Source organism: Caulobacter sp. UC70_42, from assembly GCF_044056025.1.
Lineage (GTDB): Bacteria > Pseudomonadota > Alphaproteobacteria > Caulobacterales > Caulobacteraceae > Caulobacter.
This window is the reverse complement of record NZ_CP171994.1, coordinates 1,574,786-1,592,914: the sequence shown is the minus strand read 5'-3', so window position 1 is coordinate 1,592,914 and position 18,129 is coordinate 1,574,786. Positions and strand designations below refer to the sequence as shown.

Here is an 18,129-nt window from a genome sequence, read left to right as displayed (position 1 = left end):
CGCAACGTCGTGCTTAGCTATTGAGCAGGTCCAGGAGGGCGGATTCGTCCGGACGCGGCGCGAAGGTCACAGACCCGGGTTCGGCGATGTCGCTCAGAGGGGCGGCGACGGCCTCTGAGAGACACAGGAATCGCGCGGTCAGCGCGGGTCGCTGGCGCAGGATCGCCGCCAGGACGCGGGCCGCGCGGGGCGAGTGCAACAGGACCGCCGCTGGCGCGTCCAGCCGCGCCAGGGTGTCCTCGGACGGAGCCCGCTCGAGCGTCTCGTAGACGGCAACGCCCGTGGCCATCAGCCCGCGGCCGCGCAGCATGCCGACGAGATCGCCGGCCGGCTCCCTGGCCCCAGCCCACAGCACCGATCCGTGAGCCCCGGCGGCGATCAGCGCGCAGAGATCCTCGACGTCCCCGTCGGCGCTGGAGACCGACGCGAAGCCCTCGCCCCGCGCCGCCTTGGCCGTGGCCCGGCCGACGGCGAACACCGGCAGGCCGCGTTCGTCCGACAGCCGCGCGAAGGCCTCGACCCCGTTCGCGCTGGTGAAGGCGAGGGCGGCGATGTGCGAGAGATCGAGCTGGACGTCCAGGCTCTCGACCGCCAGCAGGGGATCGACGATGGCCGTGAAGCCCAGGCCCCGAACACGCTCGGCGGTGGCCAGGGCGCCGGGACGGGCGCGGGTGATCCAGACCGGCGCGCCCACGGTCATTCCGCTATTCCGGCTGCAGGATGGCGTCGCCGCCCTCGACGCGAACCTGTGCGCCTAGCTCCAGGCCCAGGGCGCGGGCCTCGACGATGTCGTCCGCCCCCGAGAGGGTGGTTTCGCCCCGCCGGCGGAACCGCTGGGCGCCGTCCGGGGTCAAGGCTTCGACGATCAGGGTCAGGCGCGAACCATCAAGCGCCGCGCGGGCGCCGATGGCCGTCCGGCATGAGCCTTCCAGGGCGTAGAGCGCCCCGCGCTCGGCGGCGACGGCGACGGTCGTCTCCCAGCAGCTGACGGCCTGAAGCCAGGGCGCATGGGCGTCTTCGAGGCGGGTCTCTATGACGAGCGCGCCTTGGCCCGGGGCCGGCGGCGCGGCGTCCGGGTCGAGCCAGCTGCGGGTCAGGTGACCCAGGCCCAGACGGTTCAGGCCCGATTGAGCCAGCAGGATGGCGTCGGCCTCGCCGCGCTCCAGCTTGGCCAGGCGGGTGTCGACATTGCCGCGCAGCATGACGATCTCGAGATCGGGCCGCACATGCAGAGCCTGAGCCTGGCGACGCAGGGACGCGGTGCCCAGGCGCGCGCCCTTCGGCAGGTCTTCCAGCCGCTCGGCGACATGGCTGATGAAGGCGTCGCGCGGATCCTCGCGCTCGGGCGTCGCGGCGAGGATCAGGCCCGGCGGCAGCTCGGCCGGCATGTCCTTCAGCGAATGCACCGCACAGTCGATCCGACCGTCCAGCAGGGCCTCCTCGATCTCCTTGGTGAAGAGCCCCTTGCCGCCGATCTCCATCAGGCGGCGGTCCTGGATGCGGTCGCCGCTGGTGACGATCGGGATCAGCGGGGCGGCGGCCTCTATCTCTTCCTGAGAAGCGCCGACGGGGACGCCCAGCGCATGCGCGATCCGCGCCTGCATCAGCCCCGACTGGGCCAGGGAGAGCTTGGAGCCACGCGCGCCGATACGGATGGGAGGTTGCCGGGACACGGTCGGAACGTTACCTGCGGAGACAAGATTTCATCTTCGCTGCTACAGGAGCGGCGGGAAGCCCGCAACGAATGACTGTCCTTACGGATTCGACCCTCACCATCCTCGGCCTGGAAACCAGCTGCGACGAGACCGCGGCCTCGGTCGTGCGCCGCGCGCCGGACGGGGCGGTGACGGTGCTGTCCTCGGTCATCGGCACCCAGTTCGAGCAACACGCTCCGTTCGGCGGCGTGGTGCCCGAGATCGCCGCCCGCGCCCATGTGGAGTCGATCGACGCCATCGCCGCCGAGGCCATGCGCGCCTCGGGCCTTACCTTCGACGATCTCGATGGCGTGGCCGCCACGGCCGGGCCGGGCCTGGTCGGCGGGGTCATGGTCGGTCTGGCGTTCGGCAAGGCCGTATCGCTGGCGCGCGGCGTGCCGCTCGTGGCCGTCAACCATCTGGAAGGTCACGCGGTCTCGGCCCGCCTGGGCGCCGACATCGCCTATCCGTTCCTGCTGCTGCTGGTCTCGGGCGGGCACTGCCAGTTGCTGGAGGTCTCCGGCGTCGGAGCCTGCAAGCGCCTGGGCACCACGATCGACGACGCTGCCGGCGAGGCCTTCGACAAGATCGCCAAGAGCCTGGGCCTGCCCTATCCGGGCGGTCCGGCGCTGGAGAAGCTGGCGGTCGGCGGCGACGCCACGCGCTACGCCCTGCCCCGCGCGCTGCTGGGCCGCAAGGACTGCGACTTCTCGTTCTCTGGCCTGAAGACCGCCGCCGCGCGAATCGCCGAGACCCTGACGACCGACGACGAGCGCCGCGATCTGGCCGCCGCCGTCCAGGCCGCCATCGCCCGCCAACTGTCCGAGCGAGTCGACCGAGCCATGAAGCTCTACAGGGACAGTCACGGTGCGGACGACCTGCGTTTCGTCGTCGCCGGCGGAGTGGCCGCCAATGGCGCGGTGCGCGCGGCTTTGCTGGCCGACTGCGAGAAGAACGGCTTTTCCTTCGCCGCCCCCCCGCTTGCCTATTGCACCGACAACGCCGCCATGATCGCCCTGGCGGGGGCCGAGCGGCTGGCGCTGGGGATCTTCGACGACCTCGACGCGGTCGCCCGACCGCGCTGGCCGCTGGACGAGGCTGCGGCGCTGGCCAACCCCGCCAACGCCTACGGACGCAAGGGAGCCAAGGCATGACCTTCAAGCACGTGGGCGTCATCGGCGCCGGCGCCTGGGGCACCGCCCTGGCCCAGGTCTGCGCCCGCGCCGGTCTCCAGGTCACCCTGCAGGCCCGCGAGCCGGAGGTCGTGACGGCCGTCAATGAGCGCCACGAGAACGTGGTGTTCCTGCCCGGTGTCGGGCTCGAACCCGGGATCACGGCCGTGACGGAGCTGGCGGCCCTCGCCGCCTGCGACCTGATCCTGGCCGTGGCCCCGGCCCAGCACCTGCGCGCCGCGCTGGCGGCCTTCGCCCCGCATCGCCAGGCCGGCGCGCCGATCGTGCTGTGCGCCAAGGGCGTTGAGCAGGGCACGCTGAAACTGATGACGGAGGTCGCCGCCGAGGCCCTGCCGGACGCGCCGATCGCCGTGCTGTCGGGACCCAGCTTCGCCGGCGAAGTGGCCCGAAACCTTCCGGCCGCCGTCACCCTGGCCTGTGCGGACGAGGCTCTGGGCCGAGCCATCGCCGAGGCCATCGCCACCCCGACCTTCCGTCCCTATACGGCCAGCGACCTGATCGGCGCCGAGGCCGGAGGGGCGGTCAAGAACGTCCTGGCGATCGCCTGCGGCGTGGTCGAGGGCAAGGGCCTGGGCCGTAACGCCCACGCCTCGGTGATCACCCGCGGCTTCGCCGAGCTGACCCGCCTGGCCGTGGCCCTGGGGGCCAAGCCTGAGACCCTCTCGGGTCTGTGCGGTCTGGGCGACCTCGTCTTGACCTGCTCCAGCCCGCAATCGCGCAACATGAGCGTCGGCCTGGCGCTCGGCCAGGGTCTGACCCTGGAGCAAGCCCTGGCGGGCAAGGTGTCCGTAGCCGAAGGCGTCGCCTCGGCCCCGGCCGTCCGCGCCCTGGCCCGCAAGGTCGGGGTCGAGGTTCCGATCTGCGAGGCCGTGGCCGCCATCCTGGCTGGCGAGATTGGGGTCGACGCCGCCATAGCGCGCCTGCTGTCGCGCCCTCTCAAATCCGAAGCCTAGTCAGTAAGGAACGACCGCATGGCCCTCTTCGCCATCATCTGCAAGGACAAGCCCGGCGCGCTGGAAACCCGCCTGGCGACGCGCCCGACACACCTGGACTATCTGAACCAGTCCCAGGGCCTGAAGCTGGCGGGCGCCCTGCTGGGCGACGACGGCGATCCGATCGGCTCGCTGCTGATCGTTGAGGCCGAGGACCTGGCCGCCGCCCAGGCCCAGGCGGACAATGACCCGTTCACCGCCGCCGGCGTGTTCGAAAGCGTCGAGGTTCGTCCCTGGCGCGTGGCGATCGGCTCGCTCTGATCCCTTGCGAACGGACCCGGACAATGCCGCCCGCCCCGCGCCCGGGACTGTGCTCTGCGCGCTGGACGAGATCCCCTCGCCGGGCGCGAAGGGCTTCCGCTGGCGCGAGGGCGACGCGATGTTCGCCGGGTTCGTGGTCCGCAAGGACGAACAGGTGGTCGGCTATCTGGACAGCTGCCCCCACGCCGGCTGGCCGCTGGCCGGCTTCGCGGGCCGCTACCTGACCCGCGAGAACGACCTGATCCTGTGCGCGGGCCACGCGGCCCTGTTCAACATCGAGGACGGAGTCTGCGTGGCGGGCCCCTGCGCGGGCGACAAGCTGTTCCCCTGGCCGGTCGAGGTCCGCGAAGGCCAGATCATCGTCGCTTAAGACCTTTCCCGTACGGTCCCGCCAAAGATCGCGAGGAACCGGACCATGACCGCCGCCGACATGCACTTCGACGCCGAGACGGTCACCCACCGCGCCGGGCTCGCCAAGCTGCGCTCGCTGACCAAGATCAATCCGCGCCTGGCCTCGAACCTGGCCAGGACCATGCTGGGCGGCCAGCGCGACCCGGCGGTGGTCGACGCGTTCAACGCCTACGCAGAACAGGCGGGCTTCGAGTTCACCTCGACCTGGGCCAGCAACAACATCCCGTTCGTGACCCCGCTGCTGCGCGATTTCGCGGCCAAGCGCCCCGAGGGCGAGACGATCCGCTATATGGAGATCGGCGCCTATGAGGGCCGCAACCTCGCCTTCATGGACTGGCTGCTGCCGCAACGCCTGGCGGTCACCGTCATCGACCCCTGGTTCGACGAGGCCCTGAACCCGGAAGAGAAGTACCACGCCGTCGAGCCGCGCTTCGCCCGCAACATGGCCAAATGCGGCTTCAAGAGCCTCGACACCCACAAGGGCTTTTCCACCTACATCCTGCCCCAGATGCTGGAGCGGAACGAACAGTTCGACCTGATCTATGTCGACGGCAGCCACACGGCCCTGGCCGTGCTGATCGATCTCTGCTTCTGCGCCAGCCTGCTGAGCGTCGGCGGGATGATGGTGCTGGACGACTACTGGCACGACATCAGCGAGATCGGCGGACCGGGCGTGAAGCAGGCCGTCGATCAGTTCCACGCCGCCTTTGGCCGCTATTTCGAGGTCGCCGCCGTCTATCGCCAGGTCGCCCTGATCAAGACCGCCGAGATCCCGCGCTAGATATCATTGATACGCGACATTATGTCGCCGGCCCGACCTCGCCAAGGTTAAGGACCGCTAGATATCTGTCCCCGCATTCTGCCTCGCGAAATCGCGATCGTCGTGGGGAGATACCGATATGGCGTCCTTGGGTCAGAAGGTCATGGGAGCGGCCGCCGGCGCGGCGCTGCTGTGCGCGGCCACGGCCGGCACGGGCTTCTGGGTGGCGATGAGCCTCGACTCGGCCCTCACCCGCTCCGAGACCTCCGCCAAGATCCTGCGGCTGCACATGCATGCCGACATGATGCACGACGCCCTGCGCGCGGACGTCATGGGCGGGATCATGTCCTCCGACCCGGCCCTGGGCGTCGACCTCAAGGCCGTCCGCGCGGATCTCACCGAGCACATCCAGGCGTTCAAGACCGACATCGCCATGAGCGCCCAGCTAGCCCGCGATCCGGCGGTCAAGGCCGCCCTCGCGGATGTCGAGACCCCCTTGACGACCTACATCGCCTCGGCCGACGCGATCGTCGGCCAGGCCGGCGCCGACGCGGCCGGCGCGCGCGCCGGACTACCCGGCTTCTCCAGGCAGTTCTCCGCCCTCGAGACCAAGATGGAAGAGGCCTCGACGAAGATCGAGGCCGCCGCCACCCGCGACGCCAAGGCCGCCAAGACGATGAGCCTGCTGGGCCAGCTGGTGATGGGCGCGCTGCTGCTGATCGCCGCCGCCTTCGCCGCCATCCTGATGATCGCCGCCAAGAAAGGTCTGGTCGCGCCTCTGGTCGAGATTACCCGTGCCCTGCGCCGTCTGGCGGCCGGCGACCTTTCGGTGAAGCTGCCCGAAATGCGCGGCCGGGACGAGATCGGCCAGATGGCCGAGGCCCTTCAGACCTTCCACGAAACCGTCGAGGCCCGCCGCAAGGAGCTGGAAGCCGCCGACGTCCGCGACGCTCTGGAGATCGAGCGCGCCGAAGCCGAAGCACGCCGCGACGAGGCCGAAGCCACTCAGAAGGCCGTGGTCGAGAGCCTGGCCAGCGCATTGAGGTCGATGTCGGAGGGCGACCTGACGCAACGGCTGGAGCGTCCGTTTCCGGCCGGCTACGAGCGGCTGCGGGTCGATTTCAACATCGCCGTCGAGAAGCTGTCGGGCGTGATCGCGGCGGCCCTGGAAGCCACCGGCATGATCCACGGCGGCGCGCGGGAGATCACCGACGCGGCCGACGACCTGTCCCGCCGGACAGAGCAGCAGGCCGCCAGCCTGGAAGAAACGGCCGCCGCCCTCGACGAGATCACCTCCACCGTGCGCCAGACCGCCGAGGGCGCCGACCGCGCCCGCGCCGTAGTCCAGCGCGCCCGGGAGGCGGCCGGGGCCAGCGGCGACATCGTCGACCAGGCCGTCGGAGCCATGGGCGCGATCGAGAAGTCCTCCAGCCAGATCGGCCAGATCATCGGGGTGATCGACGAGATCGCCTTCCAGACCAATCTGCTGGCGCTGAACGCCGGCGTCGAGGCCGCGCGCGCGGGCGAAGCCGGTCGCGGCTTCGCGGTCGTCGCCCAAGAAGTGCGGGCCCTGGCTCAACGCTCGGCCGACGCCGCCAAGGAGATCAAGAGCCTGATCGCCGCCAGCGCCGCCGAGGTCGATCAGGGCGTCGACTTCGTCGGTAAGGCAGGCGAGGCCCTGCGCGCCATCGCCGCCGAGGTCGAGCAGATCGACGGCCTGGTTCGCGCCATCGCCGCCTCGGCTCAGGAACAGGCCCGGGGCCTGGCGGAGGTCAACGGGGCCGTGAACCAGATGGATCAGGTGACCCAGCAGAACGCGGCCATGGTGGAAGAGACGACGGCGGCTAGCCACGCGCTGTCGCAGGAAGCCACGCGCCTGACGCAGCGGATGGGCGAACTGCGGATCGCGGATGAGACGGCGCGGCGTCGGGCGGCTTAGGCCGGCGAGTCCGCCGCCCAGTCTCCCGACTTGCCGCCGGTCTTTTCGAGCAGTCGCACGGCCTCGATGACCATGCCCTTCTCGGCGGCCTTCAGCATGTCGTAGATCGTCAGGCAGGCCACCGACGCCGCCGTCAGGGCTTCCATCTCGACGCCCGTCGGTCCCGTGGTCTTGACCCGCGCCGTCACCGACAGCCCGCCTTCGGCCGGTTCGACCTCGACCACCACCTTCGACAGCGCCAGCGGATGGCACAGCGGTATCAAGTCCGAAGTCTTCTTCGCGGCCATCACGCCGGCCAGCTCGGCCACCGCGCGGACGTCGCCCTTGCGGCCCGAGCCCGACACCGCCAGGGCCAGGGTCTCGGCGCGCATCCGCACGAAACCGCTCGCCACCGCCTCGCGCGCCGTCGCCGGCTTGTCGGAGACGTCGACCATGCGGGCTCGGCCCTGCTCGTCGATGTGGGTGAGCTTGCTCACTGCTCGAGAAGCCTCGGCATCAGCTCGACCATGTTGCAGGGCTTGTGACGGCTGTCCAATTGCGCGGAGATGACCTTGTCCCAGCCATCGCGCACCGCGCCGTTGCTGCCCGGCAGACAGAAGACGAAGACGCCGTCGATCAACCCGGCCGTGGCCCGCGACTGCAAGGTCGACAGACCCACCGATGCGTAGCTGACCAGGTGGAAGATCACCGAGAAGCCGTCGATCTTCTTGTCGAACAACGGCTCCAGGGCCTGGGGGGTGACGTCCCGGCCGGTCAGGCCGGTGCCGCCGGTGGTGACGATGGCGTCGACGGCCTTGGCGTCTATCCAGTCGCGGACCTGGCGACGGATCTGCTCGACGTCGTCGCGGACCACCGCCCGACCGCCCAGTTCGTGGCCAGCGGCCTTGACCCGGTCCACCAGGATCTGGCCCGAGGTGTCGCTCTCCTCGTCGCGGGTGTCGGAGATGGTCAGCACGGCCACGCGAACCGGCTTGAACGGAAGGTCCGGCTTGATCCCGCCGCCCGGCTTCAGCGCTTCGGTCATTCCGTCTCTCCTATCGGTCCCAACGTTCGGCGTCGGTCCTATCGCGGTCCGTCGGCTCGATCCAGCGCACGCCGTCCGGGCCATGTTCCTTCTTCCAGAAGGGCGCGCGGCTCTTCAGATAGTCCATCAGGAAGTCGCAGGCCTCGAAGGCCGCGCGGCGATGGCCGGCGGCGGTGGCGACGAAGACGATGGCCTCGCCCGGCGCGATACGGCCAGTGCGGTGGACGATGTGGACGTCGTGCAGATTGAACCGGTCAATCGCCGCCTGGGCGATCTCACCGATCGCCGCGTCGGTGAAGCCGGGATAGGCCTCCAGCTCCAGCGCGGCCGCCGCGCCCCGCTCGGCGCGGGCCAGGCCGACGAAGGTGGCGATCGCGCCGGTCTCCTGGCGATCGGTGCAGAAGGCGGTGACGAGCAAGCCGGGCTCGAACGGCTGGTCGGTCAAAGTGATCGTGGGCGTGGCGATCATCCGCCGCTCATGGGGGGCAGGAAGGCCACCTCGGTCGCGGCGGTCAGCACGCGCTCACCGCGCACGATGGCCTTGTCGACAGCGACCTGCACGCCGGGACCGGAGAGAGCCTCGCCCAGCTCCGGGTCAGCGGCCGAAAGCGTCGCGCGCAAGCTAGCCAGATCGCCGGCCTCGACCACGCGATCGCGCCAGCCGGCCTGGTCGGCCAGGCGTCCGAACAGCAGCACCCGCGCCATCTCAGCCGCCCGTCGTGGACATGTGACGCGCCACCGCGGGACGTGCGATCTGGAAATCGTGGCCCTTCGGCTTGGACCCGATCGCCGCGAAAACCGCCGCGCGCAGGTCCGCATCCGTCGCGCGCCCCGGATCACGGCCCGCAGGTCGCTGGCGTCGTCGCGGCCCAGGCATGTATGCAGGGTGCCGGTGCAGGTCAGGCGCACCCGGTTGCAGGTGTCGCAGAAATGGTTGCTGAGCGGGGTGATCAGGCCCAGCCGTCCGCCGGTCTCGGCGACCCGCACATAGCGCGCGGGGCCGCCAGTGGCGTGGTGACTGTCCTCCAGCGTCCAGAACGACGACAGGTCGCGGCGGACGTCCTGCAGCGACAGATACTGGTCGGTGCGGTCCTGATCGACCTCGCCCATCGGCATGGTCTCGATAAGGGTGATGTCGCAGCCGCGCGCATGGGCCCACTGGATCAGGCTGGGCAGCTCGGCGGCGTTGTCGGCCTTCAGAGCCACGGCGTTGATCTTCACCGCGATCCCGGCCGCCAGGGCCGCGTCGACACCGGCGATGACGCGCTCCAGATCGCCGCCACGCGTCAGCTTCCGGAAGAGATCAGGCTTGAGCGTGTCGAGTGAAACGTTGATCCGCCGCACGCCATGGCGAGCCAGGTCGTCGGCGTAGCGCTCCAGCTGGGTGCCGTTGGTGGTCAAGGTCAGCTCGTCCAGCGCTCCAGAGCGCAGGTGGCGCGAAAGGCCGGCGACCAGATCCATGAAGCCCCTGCGCACCAGCGGCTCGCCGCCGGTCAGGCGCAGCTTGCGCACGCCCAAGGCCACGAAGGTCGAGGCCAGGCGGTCCAGCTCCTCCAGGGTCAGCACCTGCGCCTTCGGCAGGAAGGTCATGTGCTCGGACATGCAGTAGAGGCAGCGCAGATCGCAGCGATCGGTGACCGAGACGCGCAGATAGGTGACGGCGCGGCCAAACCCATCGATCAGGGGAGCCGTGTGAACCGCTTGCGCGGGACTGTCATCATAGGGCGTCATGTCTATCGGTGAGAATAGGCGCTGGAGTTCATGACGCAAAGCGATACGAACGGATTGGAGGCCGTCGTGCTGGCTGCCGGCCGCGGCGTACGCTTTGGCGGCGGCAAATTGCTGGCCCTGCTGGACGACGCGCCCCTGGTGGCCCACGCTCTGCGCACCGCCTTGCTGTCGCCCGTGCGGCGGGTGTTCGTCGCCGTCGCCGATCCGGCCGTGCGCGCGGCGGTCGAGACGACGGCCCGGCGGCTCAAGGCTTCGGAGCGGCTGGTGGTGGTCCCGGTGGAGAACGCGGACGAGGGCATGGGCGCCTCGCTGCGGACGGCGGCGGCGGCCCTCCCCGATGACACGACGGCAGTCTTCGTGTTCCTGGGCGACATGCCGGCCATCGATCCGGCCACGCCGGCGCTGCTGGCCCGGGCCCTGAAGAGTCCGCACGACATTGTCGCGCCGCTGCATCTGGGCCGTCGCGGCCATCCGGTGCTGTTCGGCGCGACCTGGCTGCCGGCCCTGCGGACGCTATCCGGAGACGAAGGCGCCCGCGCCCTCCTGGAGAACGCGGGCGCCCGGTTGGCGCGGATTCCCGTGCATGATCCGGGGATCCATCTCGACGTGGATCGACCCGAGGATCTTGCCCGCGCCATCGAAGGTCGTTGAGGCCGGGCTCTCCCCCCGAGGCCCGGGGCGGCGACCTTCGCCCGTCCGGTTTCAATGCGGCGACCGTTCCTCGCTGACGACGATGTGTTTGATCTCGGCGATCAGCCGCAGAGCAGCGGCGGAGTCGCCGCGCTCCTGGAGGGCCGCCAGCCTGGGCAGCAGCACCTGCAGCACCCTTCGATGATCGGCGCTGACGCCCACCAGCGCGCGCTTGAACTCGGCGGCGTCCTCGGCGTCGGCGACCGAGTCGAGGTCAGGATCGAACTGCTCCCTCATCGACCCGTCCCCGCGCGCGCACCGTCAGAACGGTGGCGACGACCATGACAGCGAGGAGCAGGTAGCCCAGCACATTGTAAGCGCTCTGCCAGTAGAACCGGTGGAAATGCGCCGGGTAGGCGACAAACGGCGTCAACACCTGCAGGAAGCTCAGAGCGACCATCACGGTGCTCCACAATCGCCGCCACCGTAGCGAGATCCAGGCTAGGGCAAGCGTAGCGTTCAGGTCGACGACGATCACGGGCATGTTCCAGCCCTGCCACCAGTGGCTGACCAGCGGCGTGATGCTCCAGAAGAAGATGCTGACCACGGCCGTCGCCTTGAGCGGCCGGTCGCCCAGCCAGAAAGCCATGCCGCAGATCGCCCACATGAAGACGTAGGTGACTGACGCGAGATATTCGAACAAACGCTGATCCCGAAGAGCACCACGCCCCGTGGTCGCGGAGGGCCGATGATCTGGCGCTAGACCGTTTCATGCAAAGGAAATCCTGTCGCGCGGCGCCGGCCGGGCGTTGGGGACGCTGGGATTTCGGAGAGACGAGCGGGGCTGGGCCTAGCTGTAGTGCGGCGCCATGATCCGTTCGACCGCCTTGATGAACTGGTGCAGCCCGATGGTGGTCACCGCCAGCAGCACCGCGGTCACGGCCGTCACCAGGAGGATCAGGCCGAGCCACTGGACGTTGGTCAACTCATGGCGCCAATCCCGCCCATTGCCCCCCCGAGCGGCCGGTCGTCCGTCAGGAACGCCGTCGCCGCCAGGACCCTCAACAAGGTCCGCGAAGATGGCTCGCCAGTCGCCTGGGCCTTGCGCAGCGCCGACACCGTCTCCGGCACCAGGGCGCCTCGCTCCGGCGTGACCGCCAGCAAGGTCAGGCAGTCCTCCAGCGAGGCCCAACTGGCCGCGAAGCCGGTCGAGTTCGCCGAGCGCCGTGGGGTTTGAAAGTCCTGCTCGTGCATCGTCGCTTCCAATCTCCCGCTCAGGAGGGGGCAAGTTCGGAAGCGCCGCCACGGCGCCCGGCTGCTTACGGTAGCCATTACCGGGGTCGCCGCCCTCCCACGCCACGAAGGCCAGGGCGGCGTCGCGACGGCTCAGGCCCGACAGGCGCCGACGGGCGCTGAGCACGTGCATCTCGACGGTCTTGGGCGACAAACCCGGGGCGCGGGCGATCTCCTTGGACTGGAGATGCGCCGCGATCAGTCGCAGGATCTCCCGCTCGCGCGGGGTAAGCTTTTCGAACGCGTTACTGACGCCCTGAACCATGCGCCCAGGATGATCGGTGAAATTGTTCCCGTCTAGCGAGCGAAACGGGAACTTTCAGGCGTCAGGCTTCCGAGCGCACGAAAGGCAACCGCGTGGTCGCCGTCTTGTTCAGGGCGAACAGGGCGTTGGCCACCGCCGGACCAATCACCGGCGTGCCGGGCTCGCCAACCCCGCTGGGAGGATTGCCGGACGGCACGATGTTGGTCTCGACCATCGGCGCCTCGTTGATACGCAGCACGCGGTAGCGGTCGAAATTGCTCTGGTCGACCTGGCCGTCGGTCAGGGTCACCTCGCCGAACAGCGCCGCCGAGAGGCCGTAGCAGGTCCCGCCCTCCATCTGAGCCGCGATCTGGTCGGGCGAGACGGCGACGCCGCAGTCGATGGCGGTGACCACCCGGCCGACGCGCGGAACCCCGTCCTCCAGCTTGACCTCCGCGACCTGAGCGACGACCGAGCCAAAGCTCTCGTGCACCGCCACACCGCGCGTCCAGCCGACCGTGGGCGCCGAAGCCTTCTCGACGGCCAGGTTCAGCGCGGCCAGATGCCGATCGGCGCCGGCCTTGGTGTAGAGCGCCCGGCGATATTCGATCGGGTCCTTGCCGGCCTTGGCGGCCAACTGATCGATGGTGTGCTCCATGGCGAAGGCGGTGTGGGTCGCGCCGACCGAACGCCACCACAGCACCGGCACGCCGACATCGGGCAGGGCCACCTGGGCGTCGACGATCGGCGTGGCCTTCAGATAGGGCGAGCCGGCCGTGCCCTCGATCGCGGTCTGGTCAGGACCTTTGCCGCCCATGGGCGAGCCCTTCATGATCGACTGGCTGACGATCCGATGACGCCAGGCCGCCGGATAGCCGTCCTTGTCCAGCTGGACCTTGACGGCGTGGATGGTCAGCGGCCGGAAATAGCCGGCCCGCATATCGTCCTCGCGGGTCCAGACCAGCTTCACCGGCCGACCCTTGCCGATCTTCTTGGCGATGTGGACGCACTCGGCCACGTAGTCGGACTGGAAGTTGGCGCGGCGGCCGAACGAACCGCCGGCGAACAGGGTCTCGATCTCGACCGAGCCCGGCAGGCAGCCGACGATCTTGGCGGCGGCCAGCTGGTCCAGGGTCTGGCCCTGCGAGCCGAAGGTCAGCTTGACCTTGCTTCCGTCCACGGCCGCGACGCAGTTCATCGGCTCCATGGCGGCATGGGCCAGGTAGGGGAACTCGTATGTGGTCTCGAACACCCTGTCGCCCTTGGCGGACGCGAGCGCCGTGGCGTCGCCGCGCTGGTCGAAGGCCTCCCATTTGGTCTCGGTGTTCTTGCCGGCCGCGACGTCCTTAAAGAGCTGGGCGATGGCGGCCGAGCCGCGCTTCTCGGCCTTGTCCTCGTCCCACTCGAGCTTCAGCGCCTCGCGGCCCATGCGGGCGGCGTAGGTGGTCTGGGCCACCACCGCCACGCCGGTCGGGATCTCGAAGACGTCGACCACGCCAGGGACCTTCTTGGCCTCCGTAGCGTTCGAGGCTCTTCACCTTGGCGCCGAAGCGCGGGCCGTGGGCGACCACCGCCGTCAACATGTCGGGCAGGCGGACGTCCTGGGTATATCGGGCCGTGCCGTCGCTCTTGATCTGGGCGTCCTTGCGGCGCACCCGGTCCGTGCCGATCAGGGTGAAGGTCTTGGGATCCTTCAGCCTGACGTCGGCCGGGGGCGGAACCTTGGCGGCGTCGGCCAGCAGCTCGCCGAAGCCGGCGGTCTTGCCGGAGGTGTGGGTGAGGACGCTGTCCTTGACCGTGATCTCGCCGACCGCGACGTTCCATTTGTTGGCGGCGGCCTGGACGAACATGGCGCGCGCGCCCGCGCCGGCCTTGCGCAGCTGGTCCCAGGAGTTGGAGATCGCCGACGAGCCGCCGGTCAGCTGCGCGCCCAGGGCGCCGTTGGCGTAGAGCTTGGCGTTGGCCGGGGCCTGCTCGACCTGGACCTTGGTCCAGTCGGCGTCCAGCTCCTCGGCGACGATGGCCGCGAGGCCGGCGTGATTGCCCTGGCCGAACTCGATGTGCTTGGAGATCACCGTCACCGCGCCGTCCGGCGCGATCTTGATGAACGGCCCGAAGGCCCCGACCTCGACTTTGGAGCCCGCGCTCATGATGTCGGCCGGCGAACAGCCGACCAGCAGCGTTCCCCCGACGAGGGCCGAAGCCACGACCACGTCGCGGCGGCTGGGCTGAGCCTGGGCGAGGTCCTTGGGATTGACGGGCGCGTTCATCGGCCGGCTCCGCGATTGGTCGCGCCCGAGGCGGCCACGATGGCCTCGTCGATGTCGGCGTGCTTGTCGCCCTGCGGCGGGCCGAAGTCGGCCGCGTCCTTGATCGCCGCGCGGATGCGTTGATAGGCGCCGCAGCGGCAGATGTTCCCGGCCATGGCGTTGTCGATGTCCTCGTCGGAGGGCTTCGGCTTCTGGGCCAGCAGGGCGCAGGCCGACATGATCTGGCCGGACTGGCAGTAGCCGCACTGCGGCACGTCATGGCGCACCCAGGCCTGTTGCACCGGATGCTGCCCCCCGAGACCTTCGATGGTGGTGATCTTGGCCGATCCGACCGCCTCGATCGGCGTCACGCACGAGCGGATCGGCTGTCCGTCCAGATGCACCGTGCAAGCCCCGCACTGGGCCATGCCGCAGCCGAACTTGGTGCCGGTCATGCCCAGTTCATCGCGCAGGACCCACAGCAGCGGGGTCTCCGGCGCCGCCTGGACCGCGGTCGGCTTGCCATTGATATCGAGCGTCACGGCCATGCGTCTTCGTCTCCAACGATAAGGTCTCGCCGATATCGAAACCTAACACCGTTCACTCCGGGCTTGGCCAGAGGATTTCGCCACGAGGTTTCGGACGGCGGTTCGGGCGGAGAACGCACGACATTGTAAAAACGCTTCCGCAGGTGCGAAGGCGGGCGGGCGCCGTCTTCGAAACCCGCTATGCTTTGATCCGCACCGTGTGGAGATCTTCGTCTTGCGCCGCGTCCTCGTTTTCTTCGCCGTCCTGGCCGTCACCCTGGCCGGCTGCGCCACCGTGGCTCCGATGGACTCCACGGACGCGCCGATCCGCTACAGCTGCAAGGCCGGCAAGCGGTTCACCAGCGCCTACGCTCTGCACGGCAAGACGGTAGTGGTCACCGCCGGCGGCGCGACCAAGACCCTGAAGCTGGCCCGCTCCGGATCCGGCGCGCGCTACGCGGCCGGCGACGCCGAGCTGTGGAGCAAGGGCCCGGACGCCATGCTCAAGGGCTTCCCGGGCGGTCCCTACGCCGATTGCCGCTCGCAATAGTTCCGAGGTCCCGTTGGATTCCTTCCCCGCCTATTTCCCTCTGGCCGGCCGCAAGGTGGTGATCGCCGGTTCGGGCGACGCCGCCGACGCCAAGGCCCGCCTGTTCGACGGCTCGCCCGCCACGGTGATCCGGCTGGACGGCCACGAGGCCTATCTGCCCGGCGCCTATACCGGCGCGATCCTGGCCTTCGTCGCCAGCCAGGACGAGGTGTTCGTCCAGGCCGCCGCCGGCGCGGCGCGAGCGGCGCGGGTTCTGGTCAATGTCGTCGACCGGCCCGAACTCTGCGACTTCAACACCCCCGCCGTGATCGACCGCGGCGAGGTGGTGGCCGCGGTCGGCACCGGCGGTTCGGCCCCGGTGCTGGCGACCATGCTGCGCAATGACATCGAGGCCCAGGTCCCCGAGGGCATGGGCCGGGTCGCCGCCCTGCTGCGGAAGTTCCAGAGCGAGGTGCGCGGGGCGCTGCCGGCCCTGCACGAGCGCCGGGCCTTCCTGCGCGACGCGGTGCTGGGCGAGGCGGCCCAGGCCGCCCGCGACGGCGACATGGAAAAGGCCGGCCAGCTGTTCCGCGAGGCCCTGGCCAAGGGCTCGGCCCGCAAGGGCGTTGTGCGCTTCATCGCCGGCAAGGGCCCGGCCGACCTGCTGACCTTGCGCGCCAGCCGGGCCCTGGGCGCGGCCGACGTGCTCGTGCTGGACGGCGACGCCGAACCGGAGGTCGTCAGGATGGCCCGCCGCGACGTCGAGCGGCTGGACCCGTCGCAGGCCGGCGCCGATCACCTGGTGCAGCTGGCGCGCGAAGGCCGTCAGATCGTCCGGCTGATCACTCACGCCATCGACCCGGCCCTGGTCCACGCCCTGACCCAGGCCGGCGTCGCGGTCGAGGTGCTGCCGTCCGCTTCGGAGTAAGCGCCTCCGCCTAGTCGAGCGACCGCCCTTTGGTCTCCGGCAGCAGGAAGGCCGTGGTCAGCACGCTGATCAGGGTAAAGGCGATCGGGTACCAGAGGCCCGCATAGATATTGCCCACCGCCGTGACGATGGCGAAGGCGAAGAACGGCACGAAGCCGCCGACCCAGCCCGTGCCGATGTGATAGGGCAGCGACAGGGCCGTGTAGCGCACCCGCGTTGGAAACAACTCGACCAGGCAGGCCGCCAGCGGGCCGAACAGGGCCGTGGCCCCGATCACGAACACGAACAGCACGCCTAGCATCAGCGGCCTGTTCATCCGCGCGGGGTCGGCCTTGGCCGGATAGCCGGCCGCGGCCAGGGCGGCCTTGATCCGGGTTTCGACGCCGGTCTTCACCGTCTTTACCTCGGCCTTGGGCAGGCCCTTGGCGCTTTGGGAGACGATCTCGGCGCCGCCGATCTTCATCACCGCCACGGAGCCGGCCGGGGCCTTCTGGTTGGCGTAGGAGACGCCGGCGTTGGCCAGAGCGCTCTTGATGATGTCGCATGAGGTCACGAAGGCGGTCTTGCCCACCGGATCGAACTGCAACGAGCAGTCCTTGGGATCGGCCACGACCACGACGGGCGACTTCGCCGACGCCTCGGCCAGGGCCGGGTTGGCGGCCTTTTCCAGCAGGTGGAAGCCGGGGAAATAGAACAGCAGCGCCAGGGTCATGCCGCCAAGCATCACCGGCTTGCGGCCGATCCGGTCCGACAGCCAGCCGAAGACGACGTAGAACACCGCGCTGATCGCCGTGGCGGTCATCATCACGCCGTTGATCGTCGCGGCGTCGACCTTCAGGAACTTCTCCATGAACGTCTGGACGTAGAAGAAGCTGGTGTACCAGACCGCTCCCTGCGCGCACATCATCGACAGGAAGGCCAGGATGACAAGTTTAAGGTTCTTCCACTGGCCGAACGCCTCGGCATAGGGCGCCTTGGAAGCCTGGCCCTCTTCCTTCATGGCGACGAAGGCGGGGCTCTCGGTCAGCTTCATCCGCATCCACACAGACACGGCCAAGAGGCCGATCGAGACGGCGAAGGGGATGCGCCAGCCCCAGGCGTCGAAGGCTTCCACGCCGACGGCGGCGCGCGCGCCCATGATCACCAGCAGGGCCCCGAACAGGCCGAAGGCGGCGGAGGTCTGCACCCACGATGTCGACCAGCCGCGCTTGTTCACCGGCGAATGCTCGGCGACGTAGATCGCCGCCCCGCCATACTCGCCGCCCAAGGCGAAGCCCTGCACGCAGCGCATCAGGATCAGCAGGATCGGCGAGATGATCCCGGCTTGCTGGTAGGTCGGCAGGAAGGCGATGGCGAAGGTCGCGCCGCCCATCAGCAGCACCGTGGCCAGGAATGCGCCTTTGCGGCCCGCCTGGTCGCCGATCTTGCCGAACACCAGAGCGCCGAGCGGCCGGAAGGCGAAGCCGACCCCGAACAGGGCGAGCGCCGCGATATAGCCGGCGGTGTCGTTGAGCCCCGCGAAGAAGGTCTTGGAAATGACCTGGGTCAGGCTGCCGAAGATGAAGAAGTCGTACCATTCGAAGGCCGTGCCAGCCGACGAGGCCGCCACCACAGTGCGCATCGAGGCGCGTTCCCGATCGGCTTCGGCCATCTGTATTCCCCCGTATTTTTACCCTGCTTAGCGTGGTTCAGGGCCCAGGGAAAAGGGGGCGGGGAAAGAGCTT

At 69.5% G+C, this 18,129-nt stretch carries 20 protein-coding genes and 2 pseudogenes; 9 read left to right on the top strand and 13 right to left on the bottom strand.

The genetic code is table 11. The annotated features are described in order from the left end of the window. Positions 1 to 13: 13 nt before the first annotated feature. Positions 14 to 700, bottom strand: a complete 687-nt coding sequence (locus ACHMW8_RS08265) for a uroporphyrinogen-III synthase (RefSeq protein WP_395445234.1) — start codon at positions 698 to 700, stop codon at positions 14 to 16. A gap of 4 nt (positions 701 to 704) precedes the next feature. Continuing rightward, entirely contained in the window at positions 705 to 1,673 is a 969-nt protein-coding gene (gene hemC / locus ACHMW8_RS08260; RefSeq protein WP_395445233.1) for a hydroxymethylbilane synthase, read from the bottom strand. A 71-nt stretch (positions 1,674 to 1,744) separates the two neighbouring features. Between hemC and tsaD the strand changes: the two genes are divergently transcribed. The 6 genes from tsaD (at position 1,745) to ACHMW8_RS08230 (ending at position 7,250) form a co-directional block, all read left to right on the top strand. Continuing rightward, on the top strand, positions 1,745 to 2,848 hold the full coding sequence (gene tsaD, locus ACHMW8_RS08255; protein ID WP_395445232.1) for a tRNA (adenosine(37)-N6)-threonylcarbamoyltransferase complex transferase subunit TsaD: 1,104 nt from the start codon (positions 1,745 to 1,747) through the stop codon (positions 2,846 to 2,848). After that, positions 2,845 to 3,840, top strand: a complete 996-nt coding sequence (locus ACHMW8_RS08250) for an NAD(P)H-dependent glycerol-3-phosphate dehydrogenase (protein ID WP_395445231.1) — start codon at positions 2,845 to 2,847, stop codon at positions 3,838 to 3,840. Before tsaD ends, ACHMW8_RS08250 begins: the two co-directional genes overlap by 4 nt. A gap of 18 nt (positions 3,841 to 3,858) precedes the next feature. Further along, the gene (locus ACHMW8_RS08245; RefSeq protein ID WP_395445230.1) at positions 3,859 to 4,140 is read left to right on the top strand and encodes a YciI family protein; all 282 of its coding nucleotides are present in this window, start codon (positions 3,859 to 3,861) and stop codon (positions 4,138 to 4,140) included. Positions 4,141 to 4,144: 4 nt separating this feature from the next. After that, positions 4,145 to 4,510: a Rieske (2Fe-2S) protein gene (locus tag ACHMW8_RS08240; protein ID WP_395445229.1), complete on the top strand. Its 366-nt coding sequence runs from the start codon at positions 4,145 to 4,147 to the stop codon at positions 4,508 to 4,510. A 45-nt stretch (positions 4,511 to 4,555) separates the two neighbouring features. After that, on the top strand, positions 4,556 to 5,332 hold the full coding sequence (locus ACHMW8_RS08235) for a class I SAM-dependent methyltransferase (protein ID WP_395445228.1): 777 nt from the start codon (positions 4,556 to 4,558) through the stop codon (positions 5,330 to 5,332). Positions 5,333 to 5,450: 118 nt separating this feature from the next. Beyond that, entirely contained in the window at positions 5,451 to 7,250 is a 1,800-nt protein-coding gene (locus ACHMW8_RS08230) for a methyl-accepting chemotaxis protein (RefSeq protein WP_395445227.1), read from the top strand. On the opposite strand, the gene moaC is transcribed toward ACHMW8_RS08230, so the two are convergent. From moaC to moaA, 5 genes and pseudogenes are all read right to left on the bottom strand, one after another. After that, on the bottom strand, positions 7,247 to 7,726 hold the full coding sequence (gene moaC / locus ACHMW8_RS08225) for a cyclic pyranopterin monophosphate synthase MoaC (RefSeq protein ID WP_125157297.1): 480 nt from the start codon (positions 7,724 to 7,726) through the stop codon (positions 7,247 to 7,249). The two genes, ACHMW8_RS08230 and moaC, sit on opposite strands and share 4 nt — an antisense overlap. Further along, positions 7,723 to 8,274: a molybdenum cofactor biosynthesis protein B gene (gene moaB, locus ACHMW8_RS08220; protein WP_125157298.1), complete on the bottom strand. Its 552-nt coding sequence runs from the start codon at positions 8,272 to 8,274 to the stop codon at positions 7,723 to 7,725. Before moaB ends, moaC begins: the two co-directional genes overlap by 4 nt. Before the next feature lie 10 nt (positions 8,275 to 8,284). Beyond that, the gene (locus ACHMW8_RS08215) at positions 8,285 to 8,743 is read right to left on the bottom strand and encodes a molybdenum cofactor biosynthesis protein MoaE (protein WP_125157299.1); all 459 of its coding nucleotides are present in this window, start codon (positions 8,741 to 8,743) and stop codon (positions 8,285 to 8,287) included. After that, entirely contained in the window at positions 8,740 to 8,979 is a 240-nt protein-coding gene (locus tag ACHMW8_RS08210; RefSeq protein WP_125157300.1) for a MoaD/ThiS family protein, read from the bottom strand. The genes ACHMW8_RS08215 and ACHMW8_RS08210 overlap by 4 nt, the downstream gene beginning before the upstream one ends. A 1-nt stretch (position 8,980) precedes the next feature. Continuing rightward, a pseudogene (gene moaA, locus ACHMW8_RS08205) lies at positions 8,981 to 10,005 on the bottom strand (GTP 3',8-cyclase MoaA). A 30-nt stretch (positions 10,006 to 10,035) separates the two neighbouring features. Here moaA and ACHMW8_RS08200 point away from each other — a divergent pair. After that, positions 10,036 to 10,656 carry an NTP transferase domain-containing protein gene (locus tag ACHMW8_RS08200; protein WP_395445226.1) on the top strand — a complete coding sequence of 207 codons (621 nt, stop codon included), beginning with the start codon at positions 10,036 to 10,038 and terminating at the stop codon, positions 10,654 to 10,656. A gap of 51 nt (positions 10,657 to 10,707) precedes the next feature. Here ACHMW8_RS08200 and ACHMW8_RS08195 read toward each other — a convergent pair whose 3' ends face one another. The 5 genes and pseudogenes from ACHMW8_RS08195 to ACHMW8_RS08175 all read right to left on the bottom strand — a co-directional run bounded on the left by ACHMW8_RS08195 (position 10,708) and on the right by ACHMW8_RS08175 (position 14,969). Continuing rightward, complete coding sequence (locus ACHMW8_RS08195; RefSeq protein ID WP_395445225.1) at positions 10,708 to 10,932, bottom strand: hypothetical protein; 225 nt, start codon at positions 10,930 to 10,932, stop codon at positions 10,708 to 10,710. Beyond that, positions 10,910 to 11,338 (bottom strand): hypothetical protein, encoded by a 429-nt coding sequence (locus tag ACHMW8_RS08190; RefSeq protein ID WP_125157304.1) that lies wholly within the window; start codon positions 11,336 to 11,338, stop codon positions 10,910 to 10,912. Before ACHMW8_RS08190 ends, ACHMW8_RS08195 begins: the two co-directional genes overlap by 23 nt. A 147-nt stretch (positions 11,339 to 11,485) precedes the next feature. Then, positions 11,486 to 12,193, bottom strand: a complete 708-nt coding sequence (locus ACHMW8_RS08185) for a LuxR C-terminal-related transcriptional regulator (protein WP_395445224.1) — start codon at positions 12,191 to 12,193, stop codon at positions 11,486 to 11,488. A gap of 61 nt (positions 12,194 to 12,254) precedes the next feature. After that, positions 12,255 to 14,442 (bottom strand): annotated as a pseudogene (locus tag ACHMW8_RS08180) (molybdopterin cofactor-binding domain-containing protein). After that, positions 14,439 to 14,969, bottom strand: coding sequence for a (2Fe-2S)-binding protein (locus ACHMW8_RS08175; RefSeq protein ID WP_125157307.1), 531 nt, complete (start codon positions 14,967 to 14,969; stop codon positions 14,439 to 14,441). Before ACHMW8_RS08175 ends, ACHMW8_RS08180 begins: the two are co-directional and overlap by 4 nt. Positions 14,970 to 15,183: 214 nt before the next feature. Between ACHMW8_RS08175 and ACHMW8_RS08170 the strand changes: the two genes are divergently transcribed. Together ACHMW8_RS08170 and ACHMW8_RS08165 are read left to right on the top strand one after the other, a co-directional pair. Continuing rightward, positions 15,184 to 15,498 (top strand): MliC family protein, encoded by a 315-nt coding sequence (locus tag ACHMW8_RS08170; protein ID WP_395445223.1) that lies wholly within the window; start codon positions 15,184 to 15,186, stop codon positions 15,496 to 15,498. A gap of 13 nt (positions 15,499 to 15,511) precedes the next feature. Continuing rightward, positions 15,512 to 16,405: an NAD(P)-dependent oxidoreductase gene (locus ACHMW8_RS08165; RefSeq protein ID WP_395445222.1), complete on the top strand. Its 894-nt coding sequence runs from the start codon at positions 15,512 to 15,514 to the stop codon at positions 16,403 to 16,405. 10 nt (positions 16,406 to 16,415) lie between these two features. Here the strand turns inward: ACHMW8_RS08165 and ACHMW8_RS08160 are convergent, their stop codons facing one another. Beyond that, positions 16,416 to 18,056, bottom strand: coding sequence for an MFS transporter (locus tag ACHMW8_RS08160; protein ID WP_395445221.1), 1,641 nt, complete (start codon positions 18,054 to 18,056; stop codon positions 16,416 to 16,418). Between the last annotated feature and the right edge of the window lie 73 nt (positions 18,057 to 18,129).

Coding starts and splice junctions, on each gene's coding strand:
- ACHMW8_RS08265 (WP_395445234.1), bottom strand. CDS start 700: ATGACCGTGGGCGCGCCGGTCTGGATCACCCGCGCCCGTCCCGGCGCC.
- tsaD (WP_395445232.1), top strand. CDS start 1,745: ATGACTGTCCTTACGGATTCGACCCTCACCATCCTCGGCCTGGAAACC.
- ACHMW8_RS08250 (WP_395445231.1), top strand. CDS start 2,845: ATGACCTTCAAGCACGTGGGCGTCATCGGCGCCGGCGCCTGGGGCACC.
- ACHMW8_RS08245 (WP_395445230.1), top strand. CDS start 3,859: ATGGCCCTCTTCGCCATCATCTGCAAGGACAAGCCCGGCGCGCTGGAA.
- ACHMW8_RS08235 (WP_395445228.1), top strand. CDS start 4,556: ATGACCGCCGCCGACATGCACTTCGACGCCGAGACGGTCACCCACCGC.
- ACHMW8_RS08230 (WP_395445227.1), top strand. CDS start 5,451: ATGGCGTCCTTGGGTCAGAAGGTCATGGGAGCGGCCGCCGGCGCGGCG.
- moaB (WP_125157298.1), bottom strand. CDS start 8,274: ATGACCGAAGCGCTGAAGCCGGGCGGCGGGATCAAGCCGGACCTTCCG.
- ACHMW8_RS08215 (WP_125157299.1), bottom strand. CDS start 8,743: ATGATCGCCACGCCCACGATCACTTTGACCGACCAGCCGTTCGAGCCC.
- ACHMW8_RS08210 (WP_125157300.1), bottom strand. CDS start 8,979: ATGGCGCGGGTGCTGCTGTTCGGACGCCTGGCCGACCAGGCCGGCTGG.
- ACHMW8_RS08200 (WP_395445226.1), top strand. CDS start 10,036: ATGACGCAAAGCGATACGAACGGATTGGAGGCCGTCGTGCTGGCTGCC.
- ACHMW8_RS08195 (WP_395445225.1), bottom strand. CDS start 10,932: ATGAGGGAGCAGTTCGATCCTGACCTCGACTCGGTCGCCGACGCCGAG.
- ACHMW8_RS08185 (WP_395445224.1), bottom strand. CDS start 12,193: ATGGTTCAGGGCGTCAGTAACGCGTTCGAAAAGCTTACCCCGCGCGAG.
- ACHMW8_RS08175 (WP_125157307.1), bottom strand. CDS start 14,969: ATGGCCGTGACGCTCGATATCAATGGCAAGCCGACCGCGGTCCAGGCG.
- ACHMW8_RS08160 (WP_395445221.1), bottom strand. CDS start 18,056: ATGGCCGAAGCCGATCGGGAACGCGCCTCGATGCGCACTGTGGTGGCG.